At 62.4% G+C, this 6,899-nt stretch carries 6 protein-coding genes; 2 read left to right on the plus strand and 4 right to left on the minus strand.

The window, feature by feature from the left end; genetic code table 11:
* Positions 1 to 2: 2 nt before the first annotated feature.
* Positions 3 to 1,811 carry an EAL domain-containing response regulator gene (locus J2X19_RS04090; RefSeq protein ID WP_310370882.1) on the plus strand — a complete coding sequence of 603 codons (1,809 nt, stop codon included), beginning with the start codon at positions 3 to 5 and terminating at the stop codon, positions 1,809 to 1,811.
* A gap of 27 nt (positions 1,812 to 1,838) precedes the next feature.
* On the opposite strand, the gene J2X19_RS04095 is transcribed toward J2X19_RS04090, so the two are convergent.
* Positions 1,839 to 2,891: a CDP-6-deoxy-delta-3,4-glucoseen reductase gene (locus tag J2X19_RS04095; protein WP_310370884.1), complete on the minus strand. Its 1,053-nt coding sequence runs from the start codon at positions 2,889 to 2,891 to the stop codon at positions 1,839 to 1,841.
* Between the two features lie 38 nt (positions 2,892 to 2,929).
* Here J2X19_RS04095 and J2X19_RS04100 point away from each other — a divergent pair, with 38 nt between their 5' ends.
* On the plus strand, positions 2,930 to 3,853 hold the full coding sequence (locus J2X19_RS04100) for an SDR family oxidoreductase (RefSeq protein WP_310370886.1): 924 nt from the start codon (positions 2,930 to 2,932) through the stop codon (positions 3,851 to 3,853).
* A 40-nt stretch (positions 3,854 to 3,893) separates the two neighbouring features.
* On the opposite strand, the gene J2X19_RS04105 is transcribed toward J2X19_RS04100, so the two are convergent.
* The 3 genes from J2X19_RS04105 to J2X19_RS04115 are packed head-to-tail and all read right to left on the minus strand — an operon-like array spanning position 3,894 to position 6,857.
* Complete coding sequence (locus tag J2X19_RS04105) at positions 3,894 to 4,925, minus strand: cytochrome d ubiquinol oxidase subunit II (protein WP_116604648.1); 1,032 nt, start codon at positions 4,923 to 4,925, stop codon at positions 3,894 to 3,896.
* Entirely contained in the window at positions 4,918 to 6,279 is a 1,362-nt protein-coding gene (locus J2X19_RS04110) for a cytochrome ubiquinol oxidase subunit I (protein WP_310370889.1), read from the minus strand. The genes J2X19_RS04105 and J2X19_RS04110 overlap by 8 nt, the downstream gene beginning before the upstream one ends.
* Positions 6,276 to 6,857 (minus strand): GbsR/MarR family transcriptional regulator, encoded by a 582-nt coding sequence (locus J2X19_RS04115; RefSeq protein ID WP_116604646.1) that lies wholly within the window; start codon positions 6,855 to 6,857, stop codon positions 6,276 to 6,278. Before J2X19_RS04115 ends, J2X19_RS04110 begins: the two co-directional genes overlap by 4 nt.
* Between the last annotated feature and the right edge of the window lie 42 nt (positions 6,858 to 6,899).

The following is a 6,899-nucleotide window of genomic DNA, read 5'->3' on the forward strand; positions in this document are numbered from 1 at the left end:
TGATGAGCACTAGCCCCACCAAAATTTTATTGATCGAGGACAACCCAGGCGATGCCCGGTTGATCCAGTGCATGCTCGAACAGCTGCAAGAACCCGTGTATCTATTGACCTGGGTCGACAACTTGACCGACGGAATAACGCATCTCCAAAGCCAATCGACGGATGTGTTGCTGTTGGATCTGGGTTTACCTGAAAGCAGTGGATTGGCCACCTTGTTAACCGTGTTTGAGCGGGTCCCAGCCGTGCCCACCTTGGTCGTTTTGAGCGGCCTGAGCGACGAGGATATTGCCGTTCAGGCCGTGCAGTCCGGTGCGCAGGACTATCTGGTCAAGGGACATGTCGATTCTGCTTTGTTGGTGCGCGCCATACGTTATTCCATGGAGCGTAGCCAGGCCAAGCAGGCACTGCGCCAGGCCAATGACGATCTGGAGCGCCGAGTGTTGGAGCGCACCGCCGAATTAGCCGCCACGATTGATGCCCTGCATATAGAGATCTCCGAGCGTCAGCAAGCCGAAGAACGCATCCGCTATATGGCCCACCATGATGCATTGACCGGGTTGCCCAACCGCGAGTTGCTGGAGGACCGTATCACGCAGGCGATTGCGTATGCACACCGAAATCGCTCGCAGGTGGCGGTGCTTTTCATTGGTCTGAACTATTTCAAATACATCAACGATTCATTGGGACACAAGAGCGGTGATAGTTTCCTGCAACTGGTTGCGGCTCGCTTGCAAGCAAGTTTGCGCGAAGGAGATAGTCTGGCCCGCTCCGGCGGCGCCGAGTTTGCGTTGTGTTTGCCATTGTTATCGGGCGCCGGTGATGCCGCACTCGCGGCCCAAAGGGTACTGGATGTTTTGGGGCAAACTGTCTTAGTGGATGGTAACGAACTGCATGCGAGTGCCAGCATCGGCATCAGCTTGTATCCGGGTGATGGCACGGATGTCCATATTTTGATGCGCGCGGCTGACACTGCTATGAACCATGCCAAGGTGCGCGGTCGAGGGAACTACGAGTTTTTCACCCCCGCACTCAATCAGGCCGCGCAGCAGCGCCTGGCGTTGGAAAACCAATTGCGGCAAGCCTTGGCTAAAGGCGAGTTTGTGATGCACTACCAGCCTCAGGTAGATATGGGCAACGGCGCCATCCTTTCATGCGAGGCCTTGTTGCGCTGGCACCTTCCGGGTGCTGAGCCGGTTTCGTGTCCAGATTTCATTTGGATTGCCGAAGAAACCGACTTGATCCTGCCTCTTGGCGAATGGATATTGCGGGAGGCCTGCCGCCAGCTAAAGCAATGGCAGGATGCCGGTTACTCGCAACTGCGCGTCGCGGTCAATTTGTCCGCACGCCAGTTTTACCAGCCACACTTCTGCGAACGGATTGCGGCGATTCTCGAAGAAACCGGCCTGAGCGCTTCCAGCCTTGAGTTGGAAATAACGGAGAGTCTCCTGCTGCAGCGTAGCGACGACGTCCTCGACATTCTTAATCGGCTCTGTCGGATGGGCATACAGCTGACGCTGGATGACTTTGGAACCGGTTACTCCAGTCTGGCGTATCTGCAGCGCTTTCCGATTCAGGTGTTGAAAATTGACCAATCGTTCGTGCGTGGGATCGGCCAGGACCGTAATGCCACCGCGTTGGTCACCGCGATCATTGCAATGGCCCATGGTCTGGATCTGAAAGTCGTGGCCGAGGGCGTCGAAACGACCCAACAGATCGATTTCCTGTTATCCCGCGGCTGCCCCGATGCGCAAGGTTTTTATTTCAGCAAAGCGGTAGCGGCAGAGGTGTTTATCGGATTGTTGAACCCATGACATGCCCAGGGTGAAGCCCTTGGCCGATCAGCCTACGGCTTTGTCGGCCTCGCTGGTAAAGGCGTCGGCAAAGAAGGCTTCGGGTGGCAGGCCGGCCTTGGCCGTGTAGTCGGCCAGGGCCGAATCGACCACGATGGGGGCGCCACAGGCATAGACTTCAAAGCCCGACAGATCGGGCAGGTCCTGCAACACCGCCTGGTGGACGAAGCCGGTGCGGCCGGTCCAGTTGTCTTCGGTCAGGGCGTTGGAGATCACCGGGACGTAGGTCAGGTTGGGCATCTCGGGCAACTGGGCTTGCACCCAGTCGTTCAAATACAGATCGCCGGGACGGCGGCCACCCCAGTACAGCGTAGCCGGGCGCTTGCTGCCGGTGTGGCGCATGTGCTCCAGGATGGCCTTGATCGGCGCAAAACCGGTGCCGGAGGCCAGCAGCACGATGGGTTTGTCGGAGTCTTCGCGCAGGTAGAAGCTGCCGTACGGGCCTTCGATGCGCTGGATTTCTTTTTCCTTCATCGTGCCGAACACATGGTCGGTGAACTTGCCGCCCGGCATGTGGCGGATGTGCAGCTCCACCGCCGGGCCGGTATGCGGCGCATTGGCCATGCTGTAGCTGCGCCGGGCGCCATCGCGCAGGATGAATTCGATGTACTGGCCAGGGTGGTAGCGCAGGGTGTCGTTGGCCGGCAATTGCAGCTTGATGACCATCACGTCGTCGGAGACCTTCTCCAGCGTGGTGACGCGCGAAGGCATCTTCTTGATGGGAAACGCGCTTTCGTCGGTGACCTGGCGCGATTCCAGCACCACATCGGTCAGCGGCATGGCGCAGCAGGTCAGCACCAGGCCGGCGGCTTCTTCCTCGTCGCTCAAGGCCTTGCTCTGGTGCGGGCCGTGGAACACCATGCCTTCGAGCTTCTTGCACTTGCAGGAACCGCAGGCGCCGTCCTTGCAGCCATAGGGCAGGCCTATGCCTTGGCGGATGCCGGCCGCCAGGATGGATTCGTCGGCCGTGGCGGCAAATACGCGGCCGCTGGGCTGCACCGTGATACTGAAGGCTTGCGGTGTGGGGGCGGGGTGGGTCATTGGTATCCTCGGAGACTCTGTCTTTTAACTGCCTGATTTTGCCCTCAAACCAAACCCCTCTTGGCGCGCTGCCTGCGCGCTTTCGCCGCGAGCGCGTGCTGATCGTCGGCTGCGGCGATGTCGGCCAGCGCGCCGCCCGCCAGTTGCCGCGTGCGCTGCGTGTGCTGGCGCTAACCTCCAGCCCCGAACGCGTGCCGGCCTTGCGCGCCCAAGGGGTCACCCCCTTGTGCGGCAACCTGGACCAGCGCAGCACGCTGCAGCGCCTGGCCGGCCTGGCGACCCGCGTACTGCACCTGGCGCCGCCGCCGGGCGAGGGCCGGGATGACCCGCGCACGCGCAACCTGCTGCGCGCCCTGCAGCTGCGCGGCACGCCGCGGGCGCTGGTCTACGGTTCGACCAGCGGCGTCTACGGCGACTGCCAGGGTGCGGTGGTGGACGAAACCCAGGCCCTGGCCGCGACCACGCCACGGGCCCAGCGCCGAGTCGACGCCGAAGCCGCGGTGCGCCTGCTGGGCCGCCGGCAGAGCCGGGTGCGCAGCAGTATCCTGCGCATCCCCGGCATCTACGCACCCGACCGCGAAGGCGGCACGCCCGAGGCGCGTCTGCGCAAAGGCACGCCAGTGCTGGAGCGGGGCGATGATGTGTACACCAACCACATCCACGCCGATGACCTGGCCCGCGCCTGCGTGCTGGCCCTGTGGCGCGGCCAACCGCAGCGCATCTACAACGTGAACGACGACAGTGCGCTGCAGATGGGCGACTACTTTGACTTCGCCGCCGACCTGTACGGCCTGCCGCGCCCGCCGCGTGTGCCGCGCAGCGCGGCCCAGGGCCAGCTGTCGTTGATGCTGCTGAGCTTCATGTCCGAGTCCCGGCGCCTGGACAACACGCGCATGAAAACCGAGCTGCGGTTGCGTTTGCATTACCCGACGGTAGAAACTGGTTTGCTATCGAATAAGTAGCTGCTAGCGCAGATAGTACCTGCGCCAGGGGTCTATTTCATTAGTACTTTAGTTCTGTAGATTTACCCCAGAACACCCGGTAGGCGAACACGGTGTAGGCGATGATCACCGGCAGCACCACGGCCGTGCCGTAGAAGATCACCATCAGTGCCTCGGGCGCGCTGGCGGCTTGCCAGATGGTGATTTTGTCGATCACCAGCCAGGGGAAGATGCTGTAGCCCAGGCCGTAGAAGGCCAGCAGAAAGATGCCCACCGTGGCGCCGAATGGCACGCCTATGCCGTACTCGTTGCCCTGTTCCAGCCGCACCGGCAGCCGCCCCAGGCTGCGCCAGATGGTGCCGAACAGCACCAGGGTGGCGACGGGAATCGGCAGCAGCAGAATCACGTTCGGAAAGCCGAACCATTTGAGGAAGATGTTGTGGCTGATCAGCGGCGTGGCGATGGAGATCGCCAGCACGCCCAGCCCGGTCAGCCACAGGCTGCGCTTGGCCCAGGCCACGGCCATCAGCTGCAGTTCGCCCTCGGTCTTGATGATCAGCCAGCCCGCGCCCAGCAGGGCGTAGGCGGCCAGCAGGCACAGGCCGATCAGGCTGCTGAACAAGATGCCCGCCAGGTCGTGCCGGAAGCCGGTGATCATCGAGCCCAGCATGAAGCCTTGCGACCAGCCGGCCAGCACCGAGCCCACATGGAAAGCCATGTTCCACAGCCGCTTGTGGTCGTCGTGGGCCTTGACGCGGAAGTCGAAGGCCACACCGCGTAGCATCAGCGCCAGCAGCATCAAGGCTACGGGCAGGTAGAGCGCGCCCAGGATCACGCCGTGCGCCAGCGGAAACGCCACCAGTAGCACGCCCACGCCCAGCACCAGCCAGGTTTCGTTGGCATCCCAGAACGGGCCGATGCTGGCGATCATGGCATCCTGCTGTTCGTTGTTGGGCTTGCGCATCAGAACGCCTACGCCCAGGTCGTAGCCGTCCAGAATTACATAGGCCAGCATGGCCAGGGCCATCACCAGGGCGAACACCACGGGCAGCCAGACCTGGGGCTGGCCAAAGTCGTTGATCAGATCAGGCATGCTGGGTCTCCTGGCGGCGTTCAATGCGGGGGTAGCTGGGTTTGGCGGACAGCGTGGCTTTGCGGGCCATGTAGAACACCACCGAGATGTAGGCGGTGATCAGCACCGCGTACAGCAGCAGGTACATCACCAGGGTGGCGGCGATGGCGGTGGCGGGTATGGCCGAGGCGGCCTCGGCCGTGGTCATCACGCCGTACACCAGCCAGGGCTGGCGGCCGATTTCGGTCACATACCAGCCGGCAATCAGGCCAACCCAGCCGATGAAGCTCATGGCCACCAGGCCGCGCGCCAGCCAGGGCTGCGGCTGGCCCTGGCGCCGCAGCTGCCATACGCCCAGCCAACTGGCGGCCAGCATCAGCAGGCCCACGCCGACCATGATGCGGAAGGCAAAGAACACCGGGGCTACAGGCGGGTGTTTGCCTTCAAAAGCGTCTATGCCCTTGACCTCGCCGTTCCAGTCGTGGGTCAGGTAGAAGGACGCGAGCTTGGGGATGGCGATCTCGAACTTGTTGCTCTGCGTGGCGGCGTCGGGAATGCCGAACAGCACGGCGGCGGCACCGCTTTCGGTCTTCCAGATGCCTTCCATGGCGGCGATCTTGGCCGGCTGGTGGTGCAAGGTGTTGACGCCATGCATGTCGCCGACCACGATCTGCACCGGGATCAGTAAGGCGGCCAGCGTCAAACCGGTGCGCAGCCCGGCCATGGTTTCCAGGCCACGGTCGTGTTTCAGCCAGCGGAAGGCGCTAATGCCGGCCAGCAGAAAGGCGACTGTCAGCCCCGAGGCCAGCAGCATGTGCGTCAGGCGGTAGGGGAAGGACGGATTGAAGATCACCTCGAACCAGCTGGTCACATGGGCTTGGCCATCAATCATCACAAAGCCGGTGGGGGTGTGCATCCACGAGTTCAGCGCCAGAATCCAGAACGCCGACAAGGTCGTGCCCGCTGCCACCAGAAAGGTGGCGGTGGTGTGCACGCGCTCGCTTACCCTGTGCCGGCCAAACAGCATGATGCCCAGCATGGTGGCCTCCAGGAAGAAGGCGGTCAGCACCTCGTAGGCCAGCAGCGGCCCAGCGATATTGCCGACCTTCAGCATGAAGCCCGGCCAGTTGGTGCCGAACTGGAAGCTCATGGTGATGCCGCTGACCACGCCGAGCGCAAAGGTCAGCGCGAAGATCTTCACCCAGAACTGGTAGGCGTCCATCCAGTGCGCTTCGCGCGAGGCAGCGTGGCGGATCTTGAAATAGAACAGCACCCAGCCCATGGAGATGCTGATGGTCGGGAACAGGATGTGGAACGTCATATTCGCCGCGAACTGGATGCGGGCCAGGGCGACGGGATCGAGGGCTTCCATCATGCGTCTCCTTCGGTGGGGGCGGCCTTGGTGGGCTTGAAGGCTTGCTTCACCCGGTCCTTCACTTGTAGCAGTTTTTTCACCTGAGCGCCCATTTTCAGCAGGCTGGCCAGGGAGGCGGAATCCATGCTCTGCACCTCGTCCAGCCAGGAGGTGCCCAGCTCGATCAGGTCGTGCATCTCCTTCATGCGCGACTGCGCGTGGATGTCCTCGGCCAGCATGGGCCGCTCCATCAGCGCGTCGCGCAGCATGGACAGCGTGGGGTCGATCTCGCGCTTGCGCCGCTCGGCCGCCAGGGTGCGGAAGATGGCCCACACGTCCTCGGGCGTTTCAAAGTATTCACGCCGGTCGTTGGGCAAATGGTGCAGCCGCACCAGGTTCCAGGACGACAGCTCCTTCAGCCCCATGCTGACGTTGGAGCGCGAAAAGCCCAGGCCTTCGGCAATGTCGTCGGCGTTCAGCGGCTTGGCCGAGACAAATAGCAGGGCATAGATCTGCCCCACGGTGCGATTGATGCCCCAGCGGCTGCCCATTTCGCCGAAGTGCAAAACGAAGCGCTGGGTGAGGGGGGCGAGGTTCATCTGTGTCTTCCTGAATTTTCAGTATTTTCTGAAAATTCAGGA

It is taken from the genome of Rhodoferax ferrireducens, from assembly GCF_031458075.1.
GTDB classification, from domain to species: domain Bacteria; phylum Pseudomonadota; class Gammaproteobacteria; order Burkholderiales; family Burkholderiaceae_C; genus Rhodoferax_B; species Rhodoferax_B ferrireducens_A.